Source organism: Pseudomonas sp. YNh, assembly GCF_037993085.1.
Lineage (GTDB): Bacteria > Pseudomonadota > Gammaproteobacteria > Pseudomonadales > Pseudomonadaceae > Aquipseudomonas > Aquipseudomonas putida.
In genome coordinates, this window is sequence record NZ_JBBMRJ010000013.1 from 91,160 (window position 1) to 115,391 (window position 24,232).

A 24,232-nucleotide genomic window follows, 5' to 3' on the forward strand; every position below is an offset into this window, starting at 1 on the left:
CCCTCGACAGGCAACGCCGTCCCTACAGGATGAGGCCGGCCTCTACTGCCCGTTCATGGCACAGCTTCAGCACCGCCCGCCGCTCATCGTTGTCCATCCGCCCCCAGCGGCCAATCTCCGCCACGGTGCGCTGGCAGCCGGTGCAGATATCCTGCTCGTCCAGCGCACAAATGCTTACGCACGGCGAGGCCACCGGCCGCTCTACCACATTACTCATCATCAACCACCAGCTCCTGGGCATAACGCTGGGCATTGTGCACGTAATGCGCGGCACTGGCTTCAAGCATGCGCTTCTGCTGCTCGGTCAGTTCACGTACGACCTTGCCGGGCGAGCCGACCACCAGCGAACCGTCGGGGATTTCCTTGCCCTCGGCGATCAGTGCATTGGCGCCGATGATGCAGTGCTTGCCAATGCGCGCGCCGTTGAGGATCACGGCATTGATACCGACCAGGCTGTAGTCGCCCACCGTGCAGCCATGCAGCATGGCGTTGTGACCAACGGTGACGCCCTTGCCCAGGGTCAGCGGCGAGCCCATGTCGGTGTGCATCACCGTGCCATCCTGCACGTTGCTGCCTTCGCCGATATCGATCAGCTCGTTATCCCCGCGCAGCACCGCGCCAAACCACACACTGGCATTGGCCTGCAGGCGCACGTTGCCGATCAGCGTGGCGTTGGGTGCGGCCCAACTGGTGGGGTGGCTTTCGACCCGCAGGTCGCCCAGGCGGTATTTCATGCATGCTCCTCAGGCTGGAACGCAGACGGCGGGGTAGGCCCCGCTCAGTTTTCGATGTAACGCTCAGGGGGCTGGTGCAGGCTGATGCCAGCATCGAACAGCACGTTGACCAGCTCGACGATCATGATCGCCGACAACCCCCAGATCTTGTATTCGCCATAGCGGTAGCTGGGCACGTACCAGCTGCGCCCCTGATAATCGATACGGTGGGTATGATCACGCGGGTCCTGGCGGAAGAATTCCAGCGGCACGGTGAATACTGCCGCGATTTCGGCATCATTGGCGCGGTATTCGACGAAGTCGGGAATAAGCCCGACGAATGGCGTCACTTTAAGGCCATGCAGCGAAATCAGCGGGCTCAGCGGGCCTATCACTTCCACCAGCCCGGGGGGCAGGCCGATTTCTTCTTCGGCTTCACGCAGGGCGGTAAACACCAGGTCCGGGTCTTCCGGGTCGCGTCGGCCACCGGGAAAGGCCACTTCGCCACCATGGGTGGACAGCCCCTTGGCGCGCAGGGTCAGGACCAGTTCGGGCGCTTCGCTGCGGGTAATGGGCAAAAGGACCGCCGCTTCGGGGAACCGCCGGTCGGTTTCCAGTGATGCGGGTTGGTGATTGCTCATTCGGCGAAGTAGCTCGTCCAGCATTGCGCACGCTCGTATCCAAGGCCTGCCTTGCATGATGCACCAAAGCCGCGAAGCACCCAAGCCCCCGCGCTTGCGGCGGCCCTGCCGGCGCGCCAAGATAGCCTTGAACAAAAGGGAACCCCACATGAAATTCTGCAGCGCGTGCGGCCAGCCGGTCACTCAGCGGATTCCCGAGGGCGATAGCCGCCTGCGGTATGTCTGCGAGTCTTGCCAGACCATCCATTACCAGAACCCCAACATCGTCGCCGGCGTGCTACCGACCTGGGGCAGCCAGGTGCTGCTGTGCCGGCGTGCCATTGAACCACGCCGCGGCTTCTGGACCCTGCCCGCCGGCTTCATGGAGAACGGCGAAACCCTCGACCAGGCCGCCCGTCGCGAAACCGTCGAGGAAGCCTGCGCCCGGGTCGGGCCGATGAGCCTGTACCAGCTGTTCGATTTGCCGCACATCGACCAGGTGCATGTGTTCTTCCGCGCTGAGCTTGCAGACCTGGCGTTTGATGTGGGTGCCGAAAGCCTGGAAGTGCGGTTGTTCGAGCAACATGAGATACCGTGGGGCGAGCTGGCTTTCCGCACCGTCACACGCACACTAGAATGCTACTATCGCGACCGCATCGGGCAGCACTACCCCATAGGCCATGAGTACCTGCCGCCGATGAACGTCTCGACCTCGACCTCTACTTAGAAGAAGCCTTCAGGGATACCGTTACATGCGCTGGTTGCTTGCCCTTTTCTGCCTTTGCGTTACCTCGGTGTCCCAGGCGGCTTTCACCGAGACCATCATTCGCAAGCCCGTGCCGGCAGCGCAAACGCCATCGCCTTCACAGCAGGCGATGCAACCGCTGATCGACAAGGTGCTGGTGATCAAGTCCGAGCGTCGCCTGCAACTGATCAGCCGCGGCGAGCCGCTGAAAACCTACCGTATTTCCCTGGGCAAGCAACCAAAGGGCGCCAAGGAACGCGAAGGCGACAAGAAAACCCCTGAAGGCCTGTACTGGCTGGACTGGCGCAAGCAGAGCGACCGCTTCAACCTGGCCATGCACATCAACTATCCGAACGTGAGCGATGCCGCCCGCGCCACCCGCGAAGGGGTGAGTGCCGGCAGCATGATCATGATTCACGGCACGCCGATCAACGACGAGTACCCGGAGTGGTATTTCCACACCCTGGACTGGACCGATGGCTGCATTGCCATGCGTAACCGTGACATGCAGGAAGTGTGGGAACTGGTGCGCGATGGCACGTTGATCGAAATCCGGCCCTGAAGAGAAGCCGGAGTGATGGTGAAAGACAGTTGCTCCCACCGCTTACCAGTGCAGGTCGCGTTGCCCTGCCAACGCCTGCGGCCCCAGCCACTGCGCACCTCGTAACAAGGGCACCAACGCCGCCTCCGGTTGCAGCTCGAACACCACCTGGGCCCGCCGCCCTTGCAGGTCAGCATCGACGAACAGCTCATGTTGCCCCTGTTGCGCCAGTTGCCCCCGCAGGCGCCAGCCACTGCGGCAGTCCATTTCCAGCCAGCCCTGCCCCAGGCCCAGTGACCACGGTTCGCTGAGCGCCAGGTCGCTCACCGTTACACGGCCCTCGCTGCCCAGGCATTGGCGCCCTGCCCCCTGCATGCGGACTGCGCCCTGCCACAGCCCGGCCAGGCGGTAATCCGTGGCCATCGTCGCCTGGGCGCCCATCGCCGTTGCCTCCAGCCGCCAGCGCCACGGCCAGCCTTCGGCGCGCAATTGCCAGGCCTGCCCCTGAAACCCCAACTGTGCAGTTGCCTGCAAGCGCCAAGGCTGCACCGACCAGCGCAGAGGACCCACCGGCCCCAACTGTTGCGCCTGGCCCTGCCACAGGCTGCCACTGGCATCCCGCAGCGGCACACCTGCCCCGCGAGCCACCCAGGCGGCGGGTAACTCAACGAGCAGGGTCAGGCCGAAAACCAGCAGCACCCACGCCATACCTTTACGGCTCATGGCTGCACCACCAGGTCGAAGCGCAACGCCTTGCCATCCTGTTCCAGCCCCCATTGCAGCGGCGTTACGCCCTCTTCATGCAGGGACTGCAACCAGCCTTGCAGCACCCGTTCATCGGCCACCTGGCCACGCAGTTGCCAGGCCTTGCCTTGCACATCGACCTCGGCCAGTACGACCCGTCGCGCCTCGGCCGACTGCTTCAGGCGCTCCAGGCTCAAGCCCGGGCCGCCATGCAGGCTTGCGGCTTGTTCTGCCAGCCCCCGCCACTGGCTGACCTCGCGCCATTGCGCCAAGCCCTCGCGCAGGGCCAGAACAGCCAGCAGCAACGCAATCAGCAACCAGGCGAATTTCAGCCGATGACGCTGCATCCAGTCCTGGTTCATGCGGCGGCTCCCAATTCGAACACCACTTCGCCACCTTGTACCTGTACGGCAGCACCGGCAGCGTTGGCCATGTCTTGCCAGGGTGGCGTGGCGCCGTCGCCCTCTAGCCGCAGGTGCCAGCGCTGGCCATCGAAGCGCACCGCCTGCAGGCGCCAGCCGGGGTGATCGCGCAGCCAGGCCTGCAAGGCTGCCTGCAGGTCTTCGAGCTGGCGGGTGCGTACTTGCTGCTGAAGCTCGCTTTCCCGCAGGCGTTTTAGGGCCTGCGCGGCGTGCCGTGGGCTGGCCTGCTCACCCGTCACGGCAAACACCTGGGCGCGCCAGAGTTGTGCCTGACGCCACTGCTGGTTCAACCACAGCCCACCCCAGACTGCCGCCAGTACCAGGCAGGCGGCCAACAGGCGTTGCTGCGGGCGTGAAACGATGGGCAACGAAGGTACCTTGCGATCGCGCTCGAACAGGCCGGGCATCGCGTCGAGCGGTGCCAGCGCGCTTGGCCAGTCGCCACTCAGTGGCACGCTTTGCATGTGTGCCCAGGGTTGCTGCGGCGCTTCACCCAGTGCTTGCGGCCATGCCAGCCAATGCTCCTGCTCGTCCTCGGCCAGCCCTTTGTACAAGGACATGCCGGGCGTTCGCTGCCAATGCCAGGCACTGCCTGCCTCAGGCCTGGGCAGCAACTGCAACTCCGCCCAGCAACGTTCTACCTGCAAGCCCCATACGCCACACTGCGCGCGCCAGTCGTCCAGTTGCTGACGCGCCACCACCAGCAAGCGAAGGTGGCCGGGCTGACGGGCCAGGCAGGCGCAGGTCACCTCGTCCGGCGGTTGCAGCAAGCGGTCTTCGAGCAACAACGGCCACTCCTCACGCTTGAGCCCGGGTGGGGCAGGCACGTGGAAGACGCTACAGGCCTCGGCAGGCAGAACAAGGGCAACCCGGGCTTGCAGGTTTGCCGGTGGCTCACCCTGCCCCTGGCTTTGCACGATGCCGCCCTCGGCCAGCGCCCAGTGCCAGACAACACCCGGGCGCAGCAACAACCACGGTTGAGCAGGTGCGCCCCGTCGCCATTCAAATTTCATGAGCGCCCCCACGGGAGGGCGAAGGTGCAGACATAGGGTGCTCCATCACGCTGCAGTTCCAGACGCACGCCACGGCCGGGGTGCGCAGGTTGGTCAGAAGGCCAGGCCAGCCACTGGCCGCCCTGGTAATAAAGGACGTTCATGGCGCCAACCCGGTCGAGCCGCTCGCGCTGGACCCAGCGGGGCGTGGCGGCGGCGTACAGGTCGACCGAGCTTTCCAGCAGCAGGCGCTGCTCACGGGCCTCGAAGCGCAGCCGCTGGCGTTGCAGCCGCGAGCCACCTTCGGCTTCCGGCAGGCCGGTGGTGGCGACCCACTGTAATTGGTTGCTTGCCGGTTGCCAGTCCAGCCAGCGGCTGGCCAGGGGTAGGCGCTGGTCGTAGACGCGGCGCAGCACCGGGCTGTCGAAACGCCGCTCAAGGGCCAGGCAGAAATCCAGCACCGAGGTTTCCTGGGTGGTCACTTGCAGGCGTTCGCGCACTTTCATCCAGCCATTGACCAACGCAGCGAGCATGATGCCAAGCAGGACAGTCAGGGCCAGGGCAACCATCAGTTCAATCAGGGTCAGGCCTGCCTGACGGTGCCTTACAGGCCGAACCCGGTACTGGCCGCTGTATGGGCAACCTGTGGGAGCGGGCGTGCCCGCGAACACCGGCATAGCCGGTGCCATACACTGCGTCGCCTGATTCGCGGGCACGCCCGCTCCCACAGAGGTCGTGCAAGCCATCAGTGGTGTGAGCCAGATCATGGGCGTTCCAGAAACACGGTGTACTGGCCCAGCGGCAGGCGCTGGTCGCGGTCGGCGTACAATTGCAGTTCGCCACGGCGCAGGTCGCGCACACCGGTGCGGCGCAATTGCAGTTGCCAATGACACGGCTGGCCACCCTGGCTCAGTTCACCCTTCACCTGATTGGCAGAAGGCCAGAATTGCTCGACGGCGAAACGTGTTTGCAGTTCACGGGCACACAACAGGCCAAGGCGGTGTTGTTGCAGGTTGTCCTGCACGGCCAGGCGCTGGCGCAGCACCTGGCTGGTGATCACCGCCAGCACGGCGGCAATCGCCAAGGCCACAGTGACCTCCAGCAAGGTGAAGCCACGCTGACGTTGCTTCATGGCGCGACCGCCACCTGCAAGCGCCCATCGCGGCCCCACGCCCATTGCTGGCTGCCATCGGCCCAGCGCCAGCGCACGCTGCCCGGCTGTGCCCAGCCGTGCGGGGTGAACAGCAAGTGGGGCTGCGGGCTGGCGGGCCAGTCCGGGTGCAGGCCCTTGGGCCAGTCGCCAAGCCCGGCCGCCTCGACCACCCAGGCATTCCCCTCACGCCGCACGAACTCCGGGCGCTGCCCATTCCAGCGCAGCCCACGCAGCTGCCCCGCATGCCGGGCCAGCGCCGCCTGGGCCCAGGTTTCGCTGGCCAGGCGTTGCAGGGCCTGATCGACAGGCGCCTGGCCGCTGCCGAGCCCGGCCACTGCCAGCCCCGTCATCAGGCCGGCGATGGCCAGCACCACCAGCAACTCGATCAGGCTGAAGCCCCGCTGACGGCTCACCCTTACAGCGCCCAGTTACCCAGGTCGGCATCCTGGCCTTCACCGCCCGGCTGGCCATCGGCACCCAGCGAATACACATCCACCCGGCCATGCTCACCGGGCATGCGGTACTGGTACGGGGTGCCCCATGGGTCTTCCGGCAGGCGGCGCACATAGCCGTCACTGCGCCAGGCCCGCGGCAGCGGTTCCTGGCTCGGCTTTTTCACCAGCGCGGCCAGGCCCTGTTCAGTGCTGGGAAAGCGCAGGTTGTCCAGGCGGTACATGTCCAGCGCCTGCTCCAGGGTGGCCAGGTCGGCCATCACCTTCTGCTTCATGGCCTTGTCCTGGTTGCCCAGCACGCTGGGCGCGACCACGGCGATCAGCAGGCCGATGATGAAGATCACCACCATGATTTCCATGAGGGTGAAACCGCGCTGGCGGTTACGTTGATGCTGCATGGCAGTACTCCTTGTATTCACAGTTGCAGGCCCTGGTTGAGTTGCATGATCGGCAGCAGCACCGCCAGCACGATGAACAGCACCACAGCGCCCATCACCAGGATCATCAGGGGTTCGAACAGCGCCATGGCGGTATCCACCTGGCGGGCAAAGCCACGCTCCTGGTCGTCGGCCACGCGCTCAAGCATGTCGGCCAGGGTGCCGCTGGCCTCGCCGCTGCCGACCATGTTCACCAGCAGCGGTGGGAATTGCTGGCTGGCATCCAGCGCACGGTGCAGGCTGGTGCCGCCCTGCACTTGCTGGCGGACCTGCTCCATGGCCAGGCGGATGCGCCGGTTGCCGACCGTTTCGGTAGCTACTTGCAAGGCTTCGAGCAGGGCTACGCCACTGCCGCTGAGAATCGCCAGGCTGCGTGCCAGGCGTGCGCTTTCCAGCACCTGCAACAGGCTGCCGATACGAGGCAGGCACAGCAGCATCTGGTCGCGGCGCAGGCACCAGTGCGGCTTGCGCAACAGCAAGGTGCCGAGCACGCCCATCAATAGCGCCAGGCCCAGCAACCAGGGCCCGGCCTGCACCAGCCCCTCGCTCAGGCCGATCAGCAACGCGGTGATCAGCGGCAGGCTTTGCCCCGCGTGGGCAAACTGTTCGGTGAGCTTGGGCACGACAAAAGTCATCAGGCCTACGATCACGGCAAGCGATACGCCCATCAGTACGGTGGGATAGATCAGCGCAGTACGCGCCTTGTGCTGTTGCCGTTGCACCTGTTCAAGGTGATCGGCCAGCCGGGTCAGCACCTGTGCCAGGCGCCCGGAGCGTTCGCCGGCCTCGACCAGCGCGCAGTACAAGCCAGTGAATGGCGCCCCCTGGCGCGCCAGGCTGCGGGCCAGGCCCAGGCCTTCGGCAAGGGAGCCACGCAGGGCCACCATCACACTGTGCAGGGCAGGTTGACGCAACTGACGCTCAAGGGTGCCCAAGGCATCGACCAAGGGGATGCCGGCACCGGTCAATGTGGCCAGCTGACGGGTCAGTTCACACAGCTGGGCACGGCTCAAACGCTGGCGCCGGGGTTGCCGATTACTGCTGTCCTGGCGCTGCAACTGGCGGGCAAAAAGCCCCTGATCGCGCAGCAACTGACGCGCATGGCGTTCACTGTCAGCCTGCACGCTGGCCTTGCGGGTCTTGCCGGCGAGGTCGACGGCCAAGTAGCGATAGGTCGGCATGGTTTAGCCCTGCACCACACGCAGTACTTCGGCCAGGCTGGTCTCGCCACGGGCCAGGCAGTCGCTGGCCATTGCGACCAGGCTCTGCCGGCGCCCGGCCAGGTACTCCTGCATGGCCAGTTCACTGGCGCCGTCATACAGCAGGCCGATCAGCCCGGCATCCAGTTCGATGAATTCGTACAGGCCCAGGCGCCCGACATAGCCGCTGCCCTGGCACTGCTCGCAGCCCACCGCGTGGTAGCTGCTGCCCAGCGACGTCAGTTCTGGCCACAGGTCACGCTCGGCAGCTTGCAGCGGGTGCGCCACGGCGCAACTGCACAAACGCCGCACCAGCCGCTGGGCCAGCACACCGCGCAGGCACGAGGCAATCAGGAACGGCTCGATACCCATGTCGCGCAGGCGGGTCACCGCACCCACGGCACTGTTGGTGTGCAGGGTGGACAGCACCAGGTGGCCGGTCAGGCTGGCCTGCACGGCTATCTGCGCGGTTTCCTGGTCACGGATTTCGCCGAGCATGATCACGTCCGGGTCCTGACGCAGGATGGCGCGCAAGCCACTGGCGAACGTCAGCCCCGCACGCGGGTTGATGGCGGTCTGGCCGATGCCGGCGATGGCGTATTCCACCGGATCCTCGACGGTGAGAATGTTGCGGCTGCCATCGTTGAGGCTGTTGAGGCTGGCGTACAGGGTGGTGGTCTTGCCCGAACCGGTCGGGCCGGTGGACAGCACGATACCGTTGGGCCGCGCCAGGCAACTGCGCAGGCCCTGCAACACCGCGGGCGGCATGCCCAGGTTGCCCAGCGCGAGCAAGCTGGCCTGCTTGTCGAGCACACGCATGACCACGCGCTCGCCATGGATGCCGGGCAGGGTCGAAACCCGCACATCCACCTCGCGCCCTGCCGCGCGCAGGGTAATACGGCCGTCCTGGGGCTGGCGCTTCTCGGCAATATCCAGCCGTGCCATGACCTTGATCCGGGACACCAGCATGGCCGACAGCGCACGCGGCGGGCGTAGCACTTCGCGCAGGTGGCCATCGACGCGCAGGCGCACCACCAGGCTTTGCTCGAAGGTTTCGATATGGATGTCCGAGGCGCGCAGGCGCAGCGCCTGGCCGAACAGGCCGTTGATCAGGCGAATTACCGGGGCTTCGTCATCGCTTTCCAGCAGGTCTTCGACCTGCGGCATCTCGCTCATCAGGCTGTCCAGGTCGACCTGGTCGCCGATGCCTTCGATCAGCGCTTGATTGGCGCCATCGCCGGCCTGGTACAGCTGGCCGAGGCGCTCGTCGAACACGGCAGGCTCCAGGTATTCGAGCATGCAGGGCTGGCCATGTACCCGCAGCAGTTCCTGCAGCTGGGCACTGTCGGCGTCGGGCCGCAGCCACAGCTGCCAGCCCTGTTCCGTCGTGGTCATGGCCACCCCGCTCTGGCGTGCCTGGCGATACGGCAACATCACCAGGCACCGCCTTCGAGGCGTGCGCGGCTGGAGGGGAACACCTGCAACAACGGCGTGCCCTCTGCAAGGTCCGGCAGTTGCAGCGGTGTGGTCTGCTGCAGGGTGCGGTATTTGTCTTCGCTGAGCCCGGCCAGGCTCGGCCCGTCCCGCAGGATGCGCGGGCGGATGAACACCATCAGGTTCTGCTTGGTGTTCCTGGTGGCATCGGAGCGGAACAGCCGGCCCAGGTAAGGGATATCACCGAGCAGCGGCACGCGCTGGTTGCTGGTGCTCAACTCGTCGCTGATCAGGCCGCCGAGAATGACCAGGCCATTGTCTTCGACCATGACCTTGGTCTTGATCTCGCGCTTGTTGGTGATCACGTCGCTGGCCGCGCTGGACTCGGCAATCGACGACACCTCCTGGACAATGTCCAGGCGCACGCTGTTGTCGATGTTGATCTGCGGCTTGATACGCAGCTTCACCCCGACCTCTTTGCGCTCGATGGTCTGGTACGGGTTGGCATTGTTTTGCGTGACCGAGCCGGTAACGAAGGGCACTTCCTGGCCGACCAGGATCGACGCTTCGGCGTTATCCAGGGTCAACAGGGTGGGCGTGGACAGCAAGTTGAAGCCGCTCTTGCCCTTCAGTGCATTGACCAGCATGGCAAAGTTGAACCCGCCGCCGAAATGGCCGATGCCCGCCGTGGCGCCGGTGGTCGCGGACAACAGGTCGCCAAGCGCCTCGTTGTCACCACTGGCAGCAGCCCCGGCGATATTGGCGATGTTCACCCCGTTGCTGCCAAAATTGACGATGCCGGCGCCGAATTTTTCGTCGGCAAACAGCCATTGCACACCCAGCTCCTGGGCGCTGCTGTCGGACACCTCGGCGATGATGGCTTCCACCACCACCTGGGCACGACGGATGTCCAGCTGTTCGACGATGGCGCGGTAGGCGGCCAGCTCGCTGTCGGGGCCGACCATGACCACGGCGTTGGTGCCTTCTTCGTACTCCAGGCGAATGCCCGGGCCACCGGCGGCGGCCATTACCGGCCTGTCCTTGCCCTCGCCTTCGCCCGTGCCTTCAGCCGGCGCCATGCCTTCCTGGCTCAGCCCGCGCAGCACCTTGACCACTTCACCTGCATTGGCGTGCCGAAGGTAGATGACCTGGGTACTGCCGTTGCCAGGTGCTTCCTGGGGGCGGTCGAGCTGGCGCAGCAGGCTGGCGATTCGGTCCAGGTTGCTGCGCCAGTCGGTCACTACCAACTGGTGCGCCGCCGGGTACGGTGTGATTACCCCGACCCGTGGGTCGATCAGCGGTTTGAGGATGCCCAGCACCTGCTCGCTGGCGGCGTTGCGCACGTTGAATACCCGCGTCGCCACGCTGTCACTGCCTTCGCCCTGCTGCCCACCCGCCTCGACCGGCACCGGCTCCAGGCGCGCGGCCTGGTCGGGGACGATCTTCACGCTGCCATTGGGCAGGTCGACAGTGGCGTAACCCTGGGCGCGCAACTGCGCCAGGAAGATGTCGTAGATGGCATCGGCGTCGTGCAGGTCGACGGTGCGCACGGTGACCTTGCCCTTGACCCGGGGGTCGACGATGAAGGTGGTGCCGGTGATGCGCGACACGCTGTCGATGAACTCGCCCAGTTCGGTGTCGACGAAGTTCACCTCGTACATCGGCGTACCATTTTCATCGAACACCGGCTCTTCGGCGCGGGCCTCAGGTAGGCCTATGGCCAGGGCCAGGCTCAGCACGGCGGCCACGCAGTATCTAACAGGCATCGTTCATCCTTGCCGCTTGAAGCCGGTCACGGCGGGGCGTGGCGGCCAGGGCAGGCGTTCACGCCGCCCCTGGTTGTTGAAAATCAGGCCATCGGTGTCGATGTCCTGCAGCACGATCCCCGGCGCCAGGCGCTGACCGCGGGCCAGGGTGCGCACCTGCTCGCCGTAGCGCAGCACCACCACACTGGAAGACAGCGGCTGCGCCCTGAGGCCGCCGAGGTAGTGCAATGGCAGGCGGGTAATGGCGATGGCACCGTCGTCGATGGGCGCTTGCCAGTGGCCGACCATCAGCCCCGGCAGCGGGTTGGCGACCGTCGCCGGCACCATGGCCGGTTGCGGCTGGCGGCTCAGTTGCAGCACGCACTGGGCGGCCAGCCAGCCGGCCAGCGTCAGGCCAGCGCCGGTGAACAAGCGCGAGGCGAGTGTCACGAGGCCAACTGCCGTGGGTGCCACCCCGGGTGCCCCTGCACGTAACGCACTTCGGGCAGTTGCAGCGGCGCCAGTTGCCAGTCGCCAGGTTGGCGGGCGAGCCAGGCTTCGACCCGTTGCCACAGGGGTTCGCCAGCCTGGCTTTCAAACTGCAGGCCGAAGGTGCGGCACAGGCCCTGCATCGGCTCCAGCCCAGTGATGCGCTTGCCTTGCGGACTGTAGCTGACACCCCAGGCCTGGCCCTGCCAGCGCGGCAGGTCCTGGCTGTTGTCCAGCAGCAGCGGATCGCCGAACAGCTGCTCTGCAGCGTTCTCCAGCACTTGTTCCACCTGCCGGGCCGGCGCTTCGACCACCGGTGCCGGGTAGCCACCGGTGAGGCTGATCAGGTGTTCACGTGTGATCGAAGCACCTGTGGGCAGCGGGTAGTCGTAACGCAGGCCCGGCAACAGCACGGGCATGCCGTTGTCATCGGCCAAGGCCTGATGCAGCAGGCGGTCCCAGCTGCCGCCACGGGTATCACGGCGCCACAAGGCCTGTGGCGCGCGGGCCAGCGGCTGGTCGAGCCACGCCGCGTGGCCGGCACGTTGCTGGTGCAGCTGTGCCTGCAATGCCCCGACACGCAGCTGCGCGGCTGGCGCCAGTTGCTGTGCAAAGGCCGGGAAGAAACGCCCGTCGAACTGCCACAGCCCGGCCACGCGCTGGCAGCGCAGGCGGAAGGCACCGCTGCCCCGGCAACCGGCAAACAGCACCGGCACAAGCCGACCACTGGCCTGGGTTACCTCGACGGGCGCCGGCCACAGGTCCTGGCCACGGGCGCACAACAGCACATCGATTTGCGGAACCCTCTCGGCAAGCCACAGCCCGGGGCCGGTGCCGACATCGGCCATGGCCACCACCAGGTCGGCCTCGCGCCGGGCCTGCTCGAACACCGGCTGCAGCGACTGGTACCACAGTTTGAGGGAAGCTTTCTGGTCCTGGGCATAGGGGTCGGTCACGCCGACCACGGCAATCCGTGCGCCGCCGCGCTCGAAGACGTGCAAGGCTTCAAGGCCCAGGGCTTTGCGTTGCGCGTCCGCCAGGCCTGCGCCGAGGGTAACGGCGCCAGCCTGGCGATACAGCCCGGTACTGCGTTGTGGCCACAGCACACGTTCGTCACTGCTGACCCGCGCTTCGGTGCCCAGCAGTTGACTGCCCTGCACCCCGCTTTCGCCTTGGGTCAGGTAGGCCAGGCCACTGCCGTTCCAGCCTTGGCCATTCTCCAGGGTCAGGCTATTGCCTGCGCCGGCCTCGCCGCGCAGTTGCTCCAGCAGCGCCGCCAGCACCGCATAGCCGCCCAGCTGCGCGGCGGCTGCCTGGCATCGAGCAGCGGTGCCAGTTGCGGGTAGGCAAGGCTGGCGCTGCTGCCGGTCATCCACGGCGCGCGGCCCAAGTGGCTGACCGGCCCCAGGCGGGTCGCTGGCACCACGGCCTGGCCGGGTTGGCGGGCATCGAGCGTATCGGCCACGTACAACAGGTCGAGCCGGGCGTTGCCGCCCTGCTGCCCAGGGAAGGCAGAACAGGCGCCGAGCAGCGGTGCCAATGCCCCGACACCCATCCAGCCGATCACTTCGCGCCTGTGCACACTGCTCGCCATCGCACCCGCCGTCCTTTTCCACATTCATTCAGGGCCCCGGATGTTGCGGCGTTGGCATTACAGTTTGATGGCAGAAATCCGACAGACATTCCAAATTGATCTGTCAGAGGACCTTCTAAGAGCGAGTCGTTTTAAAAACCCCTTAACATTTCTGCCAATCAATCATCATATTTCCTCACTAAAGTCGCGGGTTCCTCTAACTCAGCCATTACAAGGACACCCTGATGAGTCGAGATACCGGCGACAACCTGGACCGGAACCACAGCGCCAACATGCCGATGGCCAACGTCATGGACGCCTACCTCAGCCGCCGCAGCGTGATGCGCGGCAGCCTGGGCGCCGCCATCGCCATGATTGCCGGTACCGGCCTGACAGGCTGCTTCGACGGTGGTGGTTCCGATCACGATGATCCGGTCACCGAGCCACCGGTGACCGAACCGCCTGTGACTGAGCCGGAGGTGCCAAAACTGGCACTGGGCTTCCAGTCCATCCCGGGCTCGCGCACCGACGCCTGTGTCGTTGCCGCCGGTTACAGCGCCTACGTGCTGGCGCCGTGGGGCACGCCGCTGAACAGCAACGCCAACCCATGGAAGTCCGACGGCAGCAACACCTCGACCGACCAGGCCAACGCCATGGGCATGCACCATGACGGCATGCACTTCTTCCCTATCAACGGCAGTTCGGAAGACGGCCTGCTGGCGATCAACTTCGAATACATCGACACCGCCGCCCTGCACCCGGCCGGCCCGACCACCGATGTCAACGGCAAGCGCCCGGTCGAGGAAGTGCGCAAGGAAATCAACGCCCACGGGGCTGGCGTGGTGCGCCTGAAGAAAGTCAGCGGCCGCTGGCAGGTGGTCGACAACGACCCGCTGAACCGCCGCTTCACCACAGCGTCGCGCATGGAAATCACCGGCCCGCTGCGCGGCACCGACCACGTCAAGACCAAATACTCCACCGCCGGTACCCACTGCCGTGGCACCAACAACAACTGCGGCAACGGTTACACCCCGTGGGGCACCTACCTGACCTGTGAAGAGAACTGGCCGGGCATCTTCGTCAACAAGGGCACCCGCCCCGAAGACCAGCGCCGTATTGGCGTGGGCACCTCCAGCGGCCAGTACAAGTGGGAAAGCGCTGCCGGTGACAGCACCGAAGTGGCCGACGAGTTCGCCCGTTTCGACGTCACCATCAAGGGCGCCAGCGCGACCGACGACTACCGCAACGAAGCCAGCACCTACGGTTACATCGTCGAGATCGACCCGTACAACAGCAGCACCCTGGCCACCAAGCGCACCGCGCTGGGCCGCTTCCGCCACGAGGGCTGCGCCCCAGGCCTGCCAGTCCCCGGCAAGCCGCTGGTGTGGTACATGGGTGACGACTCGAACAACGAGTACCTGTACAAGTGGGTGTCCACCGCTGTGTGGGATGCCGCCGATGCCAACCCGGCCGACCGCCTGGCCACCGGCGCCAAGTACCTGGACCAGGGCAAGCTCTATGTGGCGCGCTTCAATGCCGATGGCACCGGCGTATGGCTGCTGCTGGACATGGCCACCGCCACCACAGCTGGCAGCACCCTGGGTGCGCTGTATGGTGACCTGCCAGGCATCATCCTCAACACCCGTGGGGCTGGCGATGCCGTGGGCGCAACGCCGATGGACCGCCCGGAATGGACGACGGTCAACCCGCTGAACGGCGACGTGTACCTGACCCTGACCAACAACAGCGCGCGCACCCCGGAAAAGGTCGACGCGGCCAACCCGCGCGGCCCGAACCGCCACGGCCACATCATTCGCTGGCACGACAGCGACGACCAGTTGAGCTTCAACTGGGACATCTTCGTGTTCGGCGCAAACGCCGCCGGTACTGCCGACATCAACCGTTCCGGCCTGACCGAACTGAACCAGTTCGCAAGCCCCGACGGCATGAGCTTCGATAGCCGTGGCGTGCTGTGGTTCGAGACCGACAACGGCGAGAGTACCCTCACCGATTACACCAACGACCAGTTGCTGGCAGTGATCCCTACCGACCTTGTGGACGCTACCGGAAAGCAAGTGCCGGTGAACGCACAGAACCAAGTGGACCTGCGCCGCTTCTTTGTTGGGCCGAATGAGTGCGAAGTGACCGGGATTGCCTTTACCCCGGACAACAAGACCTTGTTCGTCAACATTCAGCACCCCGGGAACTGGCCGTATACCGACAAGGCGACCGATGCTACTCCAGCTGGGGCCAAGGTAAGGCCGCGGGCTTCGACGGTGGTGATTCAACGCAATGATGGCGGGGAAATCGGGACTGCCTGATCGAGCTGTTTCCGGGGGCCGCTTTGCGGCCCTTTCGCCGGCAAGCCAGCTCCCACAGGGATATCACAGGCCATGAATGCCTTGGTTTCCTGCGGGAGCCAGCGGATACACAGCCTCTGAATATCGTGGTTTCCTGTGGGAGCTGGCTTGCCGGCGAAAGGGCTGCACAGCAGCCCCGACAATCTCAAGCCCTACCAGGCCATGGGCTCCCGGCTACGCACCCGCACTTGCTGCGCCGGCACCCGGGCATGCCATTGCACCACCCCCAGCGCTTCCACCTGGAATTCGCTGCGTATCGCCCGCCCCTCTTCCTCGAACGACAACTGCAACAGGAAATACCCGCTGTTCAGCAGCAACCCTTCGCTCAGCCGTTCGAACGTTTCGTCATCCACCGCCCCCAGCGCCTGGCGCAACGCGGCCGCATCCACGTACCCCGACGCCGGCCGCCCGCTGATGATGCGGCTGAGCAACGACCGCGAATAGCGCCCTTCGTACAGCGCCTCCAGTAACGGAAGATGCTCCAGCCCAAGCGCATTGGCGTTCAGGCGCCAGCCGGTGACCTGGGGCAAGGCGCAGAGCATCGGGTAACGAGCCTGGCGAGCGGCGTCCGGCTCCAGCAGCAGGTTCAGCTCGCTGGTGTCGAGCATCGGCTGGTTGGCCGCCAGGCGCGGCGGCTGTTGGCGCAGGTACTGGGCGCTTTCGGCGCCCTGCAGGCGGGTGTCGCTGTCGGCGTCGAGCCAGTCGGCCAGCGCATCGACCAGGCGCTCGGCAGCCATGTCGTCGCCCAGCAGGTAGCGCAACTGGCGTTCGGCACGCTCGCCATCGGCGCCCAGCAGTGCATTGACGTTGAAGCAGGTGTGCTGGTCGCGCACCCGCAGTTGCGCGTGACCGGCGCCAAAATCGTAGTTCAGCGGCTGCCCACGCAAGGCCTGCCAAAACAGCGGGCTAAGCCGCCAGGCGGGGTCGCGCAGGGCCTGCCCGGCATAGGCCAGGCCAGCCTGCTCCATGGCCCGCGCCTGCACCCGCTGGTGCAGCAGGCGCACTTCATCCACCTGGCGCCGGCCATCTTCCACCAGCCAGGCCATGCCCGCCGCCAGCATTGCCAACACCACCATCACCATCAGCAGGGCCGCACCCTGCTGTTGCCTGCCACCCATCCGTGCGTGCCTCGCTCGTGGAAGAAAGACGCCAGTGAACACGCGGCGTGTTGCAGGTAGATGGCAATGCCCGCTCGTCATGTGCACGTCATCTACACGAGGCAGGATTGCCGTTCCTTTTCATGACCTTACAGGAGTGGTCGCAATGGGTGGCATTGGAATCTGGCAACTGGTGATCGTACTGCTGATCGTATTTCTGCTGTTTGGTACCAAGCGCCTCAAGGGCCTTGGTAGCGATGTGGGCGAGGCGATCCAGGGTTTTCGCAAGTCCATGGGCGGCGACGCTGACGCCAACGCACCTGGCCAGGCGCAGGTTCAGCAACAGGCCCCACTGACCGGCCAGGCCACGCAGCAGCCTCAAGCGGACCGTCAGGCCTGATGTTCGAGGTAGGCTTCAGCGAGCTGCTGCTGGTTGGCGTCGTCGCGCTGCTGGTGTTGGGCCCGGAGCGCCTGCCGGTGGCAGCGCGCACCCTTGGCCGCGGCCTGGGCCAGGCGCGCCGGGCCATGCATGCCTTGCGCACGCAGGTAGAGCGCGAGATCGAGTTGCCCGACCTCGACAGCGCCCCCTTGCAGCGCCTGGAACAGGAGATCCGCCAAGGCATCAGCCTGAACACGGAGCCGGCCAATGACGCGGCCACCGTCACGCTGCCCAAGGAAAACGCCTCATGAGTATTGCCATGGACCCGGCGGCCGGCATGCCGCTGACCGAACACCTGCGCGACCTGCGCAAACGCCTGGTGCGTTGCCTGGCGCTGGTAGCAGTGGTGTTCGCCGGCCTGTTCCCTTTCGCCCAGAAGCTGTACACGCTCATATCCGAGCCGCTGCGGCGCTTTTTGCCGGAAGGCGCAAGCATGATCGCCACCAGCGTCACCTCGCCGTTCTTGACACCCTTCAAGCTGACCGCAATGTGCGCACTGTTCGTGGCCATGCCGCTACTGCTGCACCAGGCCTGGGGTTTTCTGGCGCCGGGGCTGTACCGCCGAGAGCGGCGCATGGCCTTGCCGCTGCTGGTGTCGAGCATCGTGTTGTTCTATGCCGGCATGGCGTTCGCGTTCTTTCTGGTGTTCCCGATGATGTTCGGCTTTTTTGCCAGCGTAACGCCGGACGGCGTGGCGATGATGACCGATATCAGCCAGTACCTGGACTTCATCCTGGCGCTGTTCCTGGCGTTCGGGCTGGCGTTCGAGATCCCGGTGGCGACGTTCATCGTGGTCTGGGTGGGGTTGGCAGATGTAGCCACACTGAGGCGCAGCAGGCCCTACGTGATCGTCGGGTGCTTTGTGGTGGGGATGATCCTGACGCCGCCGGATGTGTTTTCGCAGACGATGCTGGCGGTGCCGATGTGGGTGCTGTTCGAGGTGGGGTTGCTGGCTTGTGGAATGTTGAAGCAGCCTGAGCAAGGCAAGGAGATTGTGGCTGGCTGACAGTGCCCTATCGCCGGCAAGCCAGCTCCCACAGGGATATCACAGTGTCTGATATGGGTGTTATCCCTGTGGGAGCTGGCTTGCCGGCGATGGCCTTGATGCGGTCTAGAACTCGGCGAGCCGCCAGACCTCATAGGCTGGCGTCTCGTACGGGTGGCTTTGCCTGAGCGCTGCGACGACCTGGGTAATCAGGTCGTCAGCCACCACCAGCTCCACCTTCCACTCCTCCACCACCTCGACCTGGCCGGTTTGCCCGAGGTACGGCTGGCTGCCGTCCAACGGGCGGAACTGGCCCTGGCCCAGGGTTTGCCAGGCACAGTGGTCATAGTCACCGATGCGCCCGCCACCCGCAGCGAACACAGCGGCCTTGACCACTTCGACGTGGCTGGCGGGGACGAAGAAGGCGAGCTTGTACACGCCTTAGTTCACCCACACCCGCGCGTTGCGGAACATACGCATCAGCGCGGCATCTTCCTGCCACTCATCCGGGCGCCAGGAGTTCTGCACGGCGCGGAACACACGCTCCGGGTGCGGCATCATGATGGTCACACGGCCGTCGCGGCTGGTCAGGCCGGTGATACCACGCGGCGAGCCGTTCGGGTTGGCCGGGTAGGCTTCGGTGACCTTGCCGTGGTTGTCGACGTAGCGCAGGGCCACGCAACCGGACAGGTCGGCTTCCAGCAGTGCCGCTTCGTTGGCGAACTCGGCATGGCCTTCACCGTGGGCGATGGCGATTGGCATGCGCGAACCGGCCATGCCCTGCAGGAAGATCGAGTTGGACTTCTGCACCTCGACCATGGCCACGCGTGCCTCGAACTGCTCCGAGCGGTTACGCACGAAGTGCGGCCAGTACTCGGTGCCCGGGATCAGCTCGTGCAGGTTGGACATCATCTGGCAACCGTTGCACACGCCCAGGGCGAAGCTGTCGGTACGCTCGAAGAAGGCCTGGAAGGCGTCACGGGCACGGGCGTTGAACAGCGCCGACTTGGCCCAGCCTTCACCGGCACCCAGCACGTCACCGTAGGAGAAGCCACCGCAGGCGACCAGGCCCTTGAAGGCCTCGAAGTCGACTCGGCCCGCGAGGATGTCGCTCATGTGCACGTCGATGGCGGCGAAACCGGCGCGGTCGAAGGCGGCTGCCATCTCGACCTGGCCGTTGACGCCCTGCTCACGCAGGATGGCCACTTGCGGGCGCACGCCCTTCTTGATGTACGGCGCGGCGATGTCGTCGTTGACGTCGAAGCCCAGCTTGACCGACAGGCCCGGGTTGTCTTCCTCGAGCAGCAGGTCGAATTCCTGGTCGGCACAATCAGCGTTGTCGCGCAGGCGCTGGATCTGGTAGCTGGTCTCGGCCCACTGGCGCTGCAGCATGCGACGGTCGTCGTCGAACAGCACTTCGCCGTTCAGGCTGATGGACACTTCGGCGTTGTTGACCGGCTTGCCGATCACTGCGACGCACTCTTCGCCCAGGCCAGCGGCGCTGAACTGTGCCAGCACGTCCGGGGTGGCATCCTGGCGAACCTGGATGACCGCACCCAGCTCTTCGTTGAAGAGGATGGCCGGGACGTCCTTGCGGTTGTCGGTCAGTGGGTCGAGTTGCAGGTCGAGGCCGCAGTGGCCGGCGAAGGCCATTTCCAGCACGGTGGTGACCAGGCCGCCGTCGGAGCGGTCGTGGTAGGCCAGCAGGTGGCCGTCGGCGTTCAGGCCCTGGATCACGGCGAAGAAGGCCTTGAGGTCTTCGGCGTCGTCGACGTCCGGTGCCTGGGCAGCGATCTTGCCGTAGGTCTGGGCCAGGATCGAGGCGCCCATGCGGTTTTTGCCACGGCCCAGGTCGATCAGGATCAGGTCGGTTTCGCCCTTGTCCATGCGCAGCTCAGGGGTCAAGGTCTTGCGGATGTCGGTGACCGGGGCAAAGCCGGTGATGATCAGCGACATTGGCGAGGTGACGCTCTTCTCGCCGCCCTCATCGCTCCACTTGGTCTTCATCGACATCGAGTCTTTGCCGACCGGAATGGTAATGCCCAGCTCCGGGCACAGCTCCATGCCGACAGCCTTGACGGTGTCGTACAGGCGGGCATCTTCACCCGGGTGGCCGGCAGCGGACATCCAGTTGGCCGACAGTTTGATGTCGGACAGCTTGTCGATGCGCGAGGCCGCCAGGTTGGTCAGGGTTTCACCGATGGCCATGCGGCCGGACGCCGGGGCATCCAGCAGCGCCAGCGGGGTGCGCTCGCCCATGGCCATGGCTTCACCGGTGTAGACGTCGAAGCTGGTGGCGGTGACGGCGCAGTCGGCGACCGGTACCTGCCACGGGCCGACCATCTGGTCGCGGGCAACCAGGCCGGTGATGGTGCGGTCGCCGATGGTGATCAGGAAGCTCTTGCTGGCCACCGCCGGATGGTTCAACACGCGCTGGACGGCGTTGTCCAGGTCCAGCTCGCTCGGGTCGAAGTCATCGCCCAGCTCGGCTTCGCGGGTAACCGAACGGTGCATGCGCGGCGGTTTGCCCAGCAGCACGTCCAGCGGCATGTCCACAGGCGTGTTGCCGAAGTGGCTGTCGCTTACGGTCAGGTGCGGCTCTTCAGTCGCTTCGCCGACCACGGCAAACGGGCAACGCTCACGCTCGCAGATGGCCTGGAAACGCTCGAAGTCGACCGCGCTGACAGCCAGCACGTAACGCTCTTGCGATTCGTTGCTCCAGATTTCGTGCGGGGCCATGCCCGGCTCGTCATTGGGCACGTTACGCAGCTCGAAGCGGCCACCACGGCCACCGTCGTTGACCAGTTCCGGGAAGGCATTGGAGATACCGCCCGCGCCGACGTCGTGGATGAAGGCGATCGGGTTGTTGTCGCCCAGCTGCCAGCAGCGGTCGATGACTTCCTGGCAACGGCGCTCCATTTCAGGGTTTTCGCGCTGTACCGAAGCGAAGTCCAGGTCAGCCGAGCTGGCACCGGTCGCCACCGACGAAGCGGCGCCGCCGCCCAGGCCGATCAGCATGGCCGGGCCGCCGAGCACGATCAGCTTGGCGCCGACGGTGATCTCGCCCTTCTGCACGTGGTCTTCACGGATGTTGCCCATGCCACCGGCCAGCATGATCGGCTTGTGGTAGCCGCGCACCTCTTCGCCGTGCGGGGTGTTGATCGACTGCTCGAAGGTACGGAAGTAACCGGTCAGGGCCGGGCGACCGAATTCGTTGTTGAACGCAGCACCGCCCAGCGGGCCTTCGATCATGATATCGAGGGCGTCAACGATACGCTCTGGCTTGCCGTAAGCCTGTTCCCACGGCTGTTCAAAGCCCGGGATACGCAGGTTGGAAACGGTAAAGCCGGTCAGGCCAGCCTTGGGCTTGGCGCCACGGCCGGTAGCACCTTCGTCACGGATTTCGCCGCCAGAGCCGGTGGAAGCGCCCGAGAACGGGGCGATGGCGGTCGGGTGGTTGTGCGTTTCGACCTTCATCAGGATGTGCACCGGCTCCTGCACCGCGCCGTACTGGCGGGTTTCAGGGTTCGGGAAGAAGCGGCCGGCAACATTGCCGACGATCACCGAGGCGTTGTCCTTGTACGCAGACAGCACGCCTTCGCTGTGCATCTGGTAGGTGTTCTTGATCATGCCGAACAGGCTTTTTTCCTGAGCCTGGCCGTCAATGTCCCAACTGGCGTTGAAGATCTTGTGGCGGCAGTGCTCGGAGTTGGCCTGGGCGAACATCATCAGTTCGATGTCGTTCGGGTTGCGCGCAAGGTTCTGGAAGGCCGCGACCAGGTAATCGATCTCGTCTTCGGCCAGGGCCAGGCCCAGGTCGATGTTGGCCTGGGCCAGGGCCTCACGGCCACCGCCCAGGATATCCACCGAGGTCATCGGCTTGGGCTGGGCGTGGCTGAACAGGTCGGATGCCTGCTCCAGCTGGGCGAGCACACGCTGGGTCATGCGGTCGTGCAATTCGGCGGCAATCAGTGCGGCATCAGCGTCGCTCAGGGTGCCGGCCACGTAGTAGGCGATACCGCGCTCCAGGCGCTGGATCGACTGCAGGCCGCAGTTGTGGGCGATGTCGCTGGCCTTGCTGGCCCACGGCGAAATGGTGCCCAACCGCGGCACGACCAGGAACAGGCGGCCGGTCGGCTCCTGTACCGGCACGCTCGGGCCGTACTTGAGCAGACGGCCCAGCACCTGCTGCTGGTCGGCGGTCAGCTCGCCATCGACATCGGCGAAGTGGGCGAATTCGGCATACAAACCAGTAACAGCGGGGACTTTCTGGCTCAGTTGCTCGAGTAATTTACCGTGGCGAAAGGCAGAAAGGGCAGGAGCGCCGCGCAGGATCAACATCGTCGGGACAGCCTCAGGAAGGGGTGTGCTTAGAGGCCGTGCATTCTAGCCTAATTCGATGGCTTTCGGCACCCGCTCTACGCCACGGCTGCCGGGCGGCGTAACCGGACTTTCGGGTCAGATTTCCGAGGGGTTCGCCTTGGGTTCTTCAGCGCTTGGGAGATCGAGCGCCACACATCGCCAGGCAAGCTCCTCAAACCACAAAACCCGCTACCAGACAAGCTAACCGTTGTCGAGATATGGTTGAACCGGTCCTTTGCGTATACTGCAACCTATGTTCGCCCACACTGCTTTGCGCCAGCGTTGCGCCAAATGGCTTCTCGCAACCGGACTCTTTCTGCTGCTCGGTGCCTGCGTTGAAAAACCCAGCACCCTCGAGCGCGTGAAGGAGGATGGCGTGCTGCGCGTGATCACCCGCAACAGCCCGGCCACCTACTTTCAGGATCGCAACGGCGAAACCGGTTTCGAGTACGAGCTGGTCAAGCATTTCGCCGACGATCTCGGGGTGAAGCTGGAGATCGAGACTGCCGACAACCTCGATGAGCTGTTCGACGACCTCGGCAAACCCTCCGGCCCGGTGCTGGCAGCCGCCGGCCTGGTCAGCAGCGAGCGGCGCACGGCCCAGGCGAAATTCTCGCACCCGTACCTGGAAGTGACCCCGCAGGTCATCTACCGCAACGGCCGCCCGCGCCCGACCAATGCCAAGGGCCTGGTCGGCAAGAAAATCATGGTGCTCAAAGGCAGCAGCCATGCCGACCTGCTGGCCGAGCTGAAAAAACAGAACCCCGGCCTGGAATATGAAGAGTCGGATGCCGTGGAGGTGGTCGACCTGCTGCGCATGGTCGACGAAGGGCAGATCGACCTGACCCTGGTCGACTCCAACGAGCTGGCGATGAACCAGGTGTACTTCCCCAACGTGCGCGTGGCCTTCGACGTGGGCGACACCCGCGACCAGCGCTGGGCAGTGGCAGCGGGCGAAGACAACAGCCTGCTCAACGAAATCAACGAATTTCTCGACAAGGCGCAGAAGAACGGCACCCTGCAACGCCTGAAAGACCGCTATTACGGCCATGTCGACGTATTGGGTTATGTGGGTGCCTACACCTTCGCCCAGCACCTGCAACAGCGCCTGCCCAAGTACGAAAAGCACTTCAAGAGCTACGCCAAGGTCGAGCAGGTAGACTGGCGTCTGCTGGCCGCCATCGGCTATCAGGAATCGATGTGGCAGCCGGAGGTCACCTCCAAGACCGGTGTTCGCGGCCTGATGATGCTGACCCAGCGCACCGCCCAGGCCATGGGTGTGTCCAACCGGCTGGACCCGAAACAGAGCATCCAGGGTGGTGCCAAGTATTTCATGAAGATCAAGGCCGAGCTGGACGACAGTATCCAGGAGCCGGACCGCACCTGGTTCGCCCTGGCTGCCTATAACGTCGGCAGTGGCCACCTGGAAGACGCCCGTACCCTGGCCAAGCGCGAGAAGCTCAACCCGAACAAGTGGCTGGACGTGAAGAAGATGCTGCCGCGCCTGTCGCAGAAGCAGTGGTATCGCCAGACCAAATACGGTTATGCCCGTGGCGGCGAGCCGGTGCACTTCGTGGCCAACATCCGTCGTTACTACGACATCCTCACCTGGGTGACCCAGCCGCAGCTCGAAGGCCAGGTGGCCGAGGGCAACCTGCATGTGCCTGGGGTGAACAAGGACAAGCCAGCGGATCAGTCGCCGCCGATGTAGGCCTGCACCGGCCTCTTCG

The 24,232-nt window shown here is 65.2% G+C and carries 24 protein-coding genes and 1 pseudogene; 7 read left to right on the plus strand and 18 right to left on the minus strand.

Annotated features, from left to right (window positions below; genetic code table 11):
* Window positions 1–22 precede the first annotated feature (22 nt).
* The 3 genes from WF331_RS15450 to WF331_RS15460 are packed head-to-tail and all read right to left on the minus strand — an operon-like array spanning window position 23 to window position 1,378.
* The gene (locus tag WF331_RS15450; RefSeq protein WP_016501238.1) at window positions 23–220 is read right to left on the minus strand and encodes a DUF1289 domain-containing protein; all 198 of its coding nucleotides are present in this window, start codon (window positions 218–220) and stop codon (window positions 23–25) included.
* Window positions 210–734 (minus strand): gamma carbonic anhydrase family protein, encoded by a 525-nt coding sequence (locus WF331_RS15455; protein ID WP_016501239.1) that lies wholly within the window; start codon window positions 732–734, stop codon window positions 210–212. The genes WF331_RS15450 and WF331_RS15455 overlap by 11 nt, the downstream gene beginning before the upstream one ends.
* A gap of 44 nt (window positions 735–778) precedes the next feature.
* Window positions 779–1,378, minus strand: a complete 600-nt coding sequence (locus tag WF331_RS15460; RefSeq protein WP_016501240.1) for a CoA pyrophosphatase — start codon at window positions 1,376–1,378, stop codon at window positions 779–781.
* Window positions 1,379–1,502: 124 nt separating this feature from the next.
* Here WF331_RS15460 and WF331_RS15465 point away from each other — a divergent pair, with 124 nt between their 5' ends.
* Both WF331_RS15465 and WF331_RS15470 read left to right on the plus strand, forming a co-directional pair.
* Complete coding sequence (locus tag WF331_RS15465; RefSeq protein ID WP_284395622.1) at window positions 1,503–2,060, plus strand: NUDIX hydrolase; 558 nt, start codon at window positions 1,503–1,505, stop codon at window positions 2,058–2,060.
* Window positions 2,061–2,085: 25 nt separating this feature from the next.
* Window positions 2,086–2,640 carry a L,D-transpeptidase family protein gene (locus WF331_RS15470; protein ID WP_016501242.1) on the plus strand — a complete coding sequence of 185 codons (555 nt, stop codon included), beginning with the start codon at window positions 2,086–2,088 and terminating at the stop codon, window positions 2,638–2,640.
* 42 nt (window positions 2,641–2,682) lie between these two features.
* Here WF331_RS15470 and gspN read toward each other — a convergent pair whose 3' ends face one another.
* From gspN to WF331_RS15530, 12 genes and pseudogenes are all read right to left on the minus strand, one after another.
* Window positions 2,683–3,342, minus strand: a complete 660-nt coding sequence (gene gspN / locus WF331_RS15475; RefSeq protein WP_284361744.1) for a type II secretion system protein N — start codon at window positions 3,340–3,342, stop codon at window positions 2,683–2,685.
* Window positions 3,339–3,725 carry a type II secretion system protein GspM gene (gene gspM, locus WF331_RS15480; protein WP_016501244.1) on the minus strand — a complete coding sequence of 129 codons (387 nt, stop codon included), beginning with the start codon at window positions 3,723–3,725 and terminating at the stop codon, window positions 3,339–3,341. Before gspM ends, gspN begins: the two co-directional genes overlap by 4 nt.
* Complete coding sequence (gene gspL / locus WF331_RS15485; RefSeq protein ID WP_340623061.1) at window positions 3,722–4,798, minus strand: type II secretion system protein GspL; 1,077 nt, start codon at window positions 4,796–4,798, stop codon at window positions 3,722–3,724. Before gspL ends, gspM begins: the two co-directional genes overlap by 4 nt.
* Window positions 4,795–5,466, minus strand: coding sequence for a prepilin-type N-terminal cleavage/methylation domain-containing protein (locus WF331_RS15490; protein ID WP_080642812.1), 672 nt, complete (start codon window positions 5,464–5,466; stop codon window positions 4,795–4,797). Before WF331_RS15490 ends, gspL begins: the two co-directional genes overlap by 4 nt.
* Window positions 5,467–5,540: 74 nt before the next feature.
* Window positions 5,541–5,909, minus strand: a complete 369-nt coding sequence (locus WF331_RS15495) for a type II secretion system protein GspI (RefSeq protein WP_043196789.1) — start codon at window positions 5,907–5,909, stop codon at window positions 5,541–5,543.
* On the minus strand, window positions 5,906–6,343 hold the full coding sequence (gene gspH / locus WF331_RS15500) for a type II secretion system minor pseudopilin GspH (protein ID WP_340623062.1): 438 nt from the start codon (window positions 6,341–6,343) through the stop codon (window positions 5,906–5,908). The genes WF331_RS15495 and gspH overlap by 4 nt, the downstream gene beginning before the upstream one ends.
* Window positions 6,344–6,345: 2 nt before the next feature.
* Window positions 6,346–6,780, minus strand: a complete 435-nt coding sequence (gene gspG / locus WF331_RS15505) for a type II secretion system major pseudopilin GspG (RefSeq protein ID WP_016501249.1) — start codon at window positions 6,778–6,780, stop codon at window positions 6,346–6,348.
* Window positions 6,781–6,797: 17 nt separating this feature from the next.
* Complete coding sequence (gene gspF / locus WF331_RS15510) at window positions 6,798–8,000, minus strand: type II secretion system inner membrane protein GspF (RefSeq protein WP_340623063.1); 1,203 nt, start codon at window positions 7,998–8,000, stop codon at window positions 6,798–6,800.
* A gap of 3 nt (window positions 8,001–8,003) precedes the next feature.
* The gene (locus WF331_RS15515; RefSeq protein WP_156858957.1) at window positions 8,004–9,452 is read right to left on the minus strand and encodes a GspE/PulE family protein; all 1,449 of its coding nucleotides are present in this window, start codon (window positions 9,450–9,452) and stop codon (window positions 8,004–8,006) included.
* Window positions 9,452–11,218, minus strand: coding sequence for a type II secretion system secretin GspD (gene gspD / locus WF331_RS15520; RefSeq protein ID WP_172439603.1), 1,767 nt, complete (start codon window positions 11,216–11,218; stop codon window positions 9,452–9,454). The genes WF331_RS15515 and gspD overlap by 1 nt, the downstream gene beginning before the upstream one ends.
* Window positions 11,219–11,221: 3 nt before the next feature.
* On the minus strand, window positions 11,222–11,647 hold the full coding sequence (locus WF331_RS15525) for a type II secretion system protein XcpP (protein WP_016501253.1): 426 nt from the start codon (window positions 11,645–11,647) through the stop codon (window positions 11,222–11,224).
* A pseudogene (locus WF331_RS15530) lies at window positions 11,644–13,280 on the minus strand (lipoprotein UxpA). The gene WF331_RS15525 and the pseudogene WF331_RS15530 overlap by 4 nt, the downstream one beginning before the upstream one ends.
* A 224-nt stretch (window positions 13,281–13,504) precedes the next feature.
* Between WF331_RS15530 and WF331_RS15535 the strand changes: the two are divergent.
* Window positions 13,505–15,580: a PhoX family protein gene (locus WF331_RS15535; protein ID WP_340623064.1), complete on the plus strand. Its 2,076-nt coding sequence runs from the start codon at window positions 13,505–13,507 to the stop codon at window positions 15,578–15,580.
* A gap of 191 nt (window positions 15,581–15,771) precedes the next feature.
* On the opposite strand, the gene gspK is transcribed toward WF331_RS15535, so the two are convergent.
* Window positions 15,772–16,737 carry a type II secretion system minor pseudopilin GspK gene (gene gspK, locus WF331_RS15540; protein ID WP_059394642.1) on the minus strand — a complete coding sequence of 322 codons (966 nt, stop codon included), beginning with the start codon at window positions 16,735–16,737 and terminating at the stop codon, window positions 15,772–15,774.
* A 145-nt stretch (window positions 16,738–16,882) separates the two neighbouring features.
* On the opposite strand from gspK, the gene tatA reads away from it, so the two are divergent.
* Genes tatA through tatC form a run of 3 tightly spaced genes read left to right on the plus strand, consistent with a single transcriptional unit; the run spans window position 16,883 to window position 18,161 of the window.
* Window positions 16,883–17,116 carry a twin-arginine translocase TatA/TatE family subunit gene (gene tatA, locus WF331_RS15545; protein WP_016501257.1) on the plus strand — a complete coding sequence of 78 codons (234 nt, stop codon included), beginning with the start codon at window positions 16,883–16,885 and terminating at the stop codon, window positions 17,114–17,116.
* Window positions 17,116–17,406: a Sec-independent protein translocase protein TatB gene (gene tatB / locus WF331_RS15550; RefSeq protein ID WP_016501258.1), complete on the plus strand. Its 291-nt coding sequence runs from the start codon at window positions 17,116–17,118 to the stop codon at window positions 17,404–17,406. The genes tatA and tatB overlap by 1 nt, the downstream gene beginning before the upstream one ends.
* A complete protein-coding gene (gene tatC, locus WF331_RS15555) occupies window positions 17,403–18,161 on the plus strand; it encodes a twin-arginine translocase subunit TatC (protein ID WP_340623065.1) in 759 nt (252 codons plus the stop codon). The genes tatB and tatC overlap by 4 nt, the downstream gene beginning before the upstream one ends.
* A gap of 105 nt (window positions 18,162–18,266) precedes the next feature.
* On the opposite strand, the gene WF331_RS15560 is transcribed toward tatC, so the two are convergent.
* Together WF331_RS15560 and purL are read right to left on the minus strand one after the other, a co-directional pair.
* Window positions 18,267–18,578: a hypothetical protein gene (locus WF331_RS15560; RefSeq protein ID WP_016501260.1), complete on the minus strand. Its 312-nt coding sequence runs from the start codon at window positions 18,576–18,578 to the stop codon at window positions 18,267–18,269.
* Window positions 18,579–18,581: 3 nt separating this feature from the next.
* The gene (purL, locus tag WF331_RS15565; protein WP_340623066.1) at window positions 18,582–22,481 is read right to left on the minus strand and encodes a phosphoribosylformylglycinamidine synthase; all 3,900 of its coding nucleotides are present in this window, start codon (window positions 22,479–22,481) and stop codon (window positions 18,582–18,584) included.
* Window positions 22,482–22,755: 274 nt separating this feature from the next.
* Here purL and mltF point away from each other — a divergent pair, with 274 nt between their 5' ends.
* Window positions 22,756–24,213 (plus strand): membrane-bound lytic murein transglycosylase MltF, encoded by a 1,458-nt coding sequence (gene mltF / locus WF331_RS15570; RefSeq protein WP_041167859.1) that lies wholly within the window; start codon window positions 22,756–22,758, stop codon window positions 24,211–24,213.
* Window positions 24,214–24,232 lie beyond the last annotated feature (19 nt).

What these genes read in the sequence shown, in the direction of transcription:
- WF331_RS15470 (WP_016501242.1), top strand. Translation starts at nt 2,086, where the DNA reads ATGCGCTGGTTGCTTGCCCTTTTCTGCCTTTGCGTTACCTCGGTGTCC.
- WF331_RS15455 (WP_016501239.1), bottom strand. Translation starts at nt 734, where the DNA reads ATGAAATACCGCCTGGGCGACCTGCGGGTCGAAAGCCACCCCACCAGT.
- mltF (WP_041167859.1), top strand. Translation starts at nt 22,756, where the DNA reads ATGTTCGCCCACACTGCTTTGCGCCAGCGTTGCGCCAAATGGCTTCTC.
- tatB (WP_016501258.1), top strand. Translation starts at nt 17,116, where the DNA reads ATGTTCGAGGTAGGCTTCAGCGAGCTGCTGCTGGTTGGCGTCGTCGCG.
- gspD (WP_172439603.1), bottom strand. Translation starts at nt 11,218, where the DNA reads ATGCCTGTTAGATACTGCGTGGCCGCCGTGCTGAGCCTGGCCCTGGCC.
- purL (WP_340623066.1), bottom strand. Translation starts at nt 22,481, where the DNA reads ATGTTGATCCTGCGCGGCGCTCCTGCCCTTTCTGCCTTTCGCCACGGT.
- WF331_RS15535 (WP_340623064.1), top strand. Translation starts at nt 13,505, where the DNA reads ATGAGTCGAGATACCGGCGACAACCTGGACCGGAACCACAGCGCCAAC.
- WF331_RS15450 (WP_016501238.1), bottom strand. Translation starts at nt 220, where the DNA reads ATGATGAGTAATGTGGTAGAGCGGCCGGTGGCCTCGCCGTGCGTAAGC.
- WF331_RS15490 (WP_080642812.1), bottom strand. Translation starts at nt 5,466, where the DNA reads ATGGCACCGGCTATGCCGGTGTTCGCGGGCACGCCCGCTCCCACAGGT.
- gspK (WP_059394642.1), bottom strand. Translation starts at nt 16,737, where the DNA reads ATGGGTGGCAGGCAACAGCAGGGTGCGGCCCTGCTGATGGTGATGGTG.
- gspG (WP_016501249.1), bottom strand. Translation starts at nt 6,780, where the DNA reads ATGCAGCATCAACGTAACCGCCAGCGCGGTTTCACCCTCATGGAAATC.
- gspM (WP_016501244.1), bottom strand. Translation starts at nt 3,725, where the DNA reads ATGAACCAGGACTGGATGCAGCGTCATCGGCTGAAATTCGCCTGGTTG.
- gspF (WP_340623063.1), bottom strand. Translation starts at nt 8,000, where the DNA reads ATGCCGACCTATCGCTACTTGGCCGTCGACCTCGCCGGCAAGACCCGC.
- WF331_RS15460 (WP_016501240.1), bottom strand. Translation starts at nt 1,378, where the DNA reads ATGCTGGACGAGCTACTTCGCCGAATGAGCAATCACCAACCCGCATCA.
- WF331_RS15495 (WP_043196789.1), bottom strand. Translation starts at nt 5,909, where the DNA reads ATGAAGCAACGTCAGCGTGGCTTCACCTTGCTGGAGGTCACTGTGGCC.
- WF331_RS15515 (WP_156858957.1), bottom strand. Translation starts at nt 9,452, where the DNA reads ATGTTGCCGTATCGCCAGGCACGCCAGAGCGGGGTGGCCATGACCACG.
- tatA (WP_016501257.1), top strand. Translation starts at nt 16,883, where the DNA reads ATGGGTGGCATTGGAATCTGGCAACTGGTGATCGTACTGCTGATCGTA.
- gspN (WP_284361744.1), bottom strand. Translation starts at nt 3,342, where the DNA reads ATGAGCCGTAAAGGTATGGCGTGGGTGCTGCTGGTTTTCGGCCTGACC.
- WF331_RS15465 (WP_284395622.1), top strand. Translation starts at nt 1,503, where the DNA reads ATGAAATTCTGCAGCGCGTGCGGCCAGCCGGTCACTCAGCGGATTCCC.
- tatC (WP_340623065.1), top strand. Translation starts at nt 17,403, where the DNA reads ATGAGTATTGCCATGGACCCGGCGGCCGGCATGCCGCTGACCGAACAC.
- gspL (WP_340623061.1), bottom strand. Translation starts at nt 4,798, where the DNA reads ATGAAATTTGAATGGCGACGGGGCGCACCTGCTCAACCGTGGTTGTTG.